Annotated in this window: 1 protein-coding gene; it reads right to left on the bottom strand. The window is 60.5% G+C overall.

What is annotated here, in order from left to right:
- Positions 1-407, bottom strand: a 407-nt coding sequence (locus AAE029_RS36210) for a helix-turn-helix domain-containing protein (RefSeq protein WP_371077764.1), incomplete at its 3' end; no start/stop codon positions are given.
- Positions 408-499 lie beyond the last annotated feature (92 nt).

A 499-nucleotide genomic window follows, 5' to 3' on the forward strand; every position in this document is an offset into this window, starting at 1 on the left:
CCGCGCGGCTGGAAAACCCGCTTCTTGCGCTCGCGTCGCGACACCCAGATGCCGGCTTCCATCATCCACTGACGCAACGTCTCCTTGCTGACGGCAATCCGGTGGCGTTCGATCAGCTTCTCGGCCGCCAACGTTGGTCCAAAATCCACGTAATGCTCACGCACCAGGTCGAGCACCAGATTGCGGAAATCCTCGCTGTGACGCCGGTTGCTCGGACGGCCGCGTTTCTTCGACACCAGTCCGTCGGCGCCGGTCAGGTCATAGGCCTGCAACAGCCGATGGACCTGACTGCGGCTAAGACGAAGCGACTCGGCCGCCTCGACGACGCTCAGGCTGCCACCGCGAATCCGCTGCATGAGTTCTAGGCGATGCAATTCCTTCTGCGACATGACAATCAAACAAGACATGGCGACTCCGAACACAGATGGCCTTGGCCACGATGCACGTCGCTAATCTTGCTTCCCAACGCTGACATTCGACCAGCATCCCAAGAGGCGAC

This window comes from Sinorhizobium sp. CB7 (assembly GCF_041357635.1).
GTDB lineage: Bacteria > Pseudomonadota > Alphaproteobacteria > Rhizobiales > Rhizobiaceae > Rhizobium.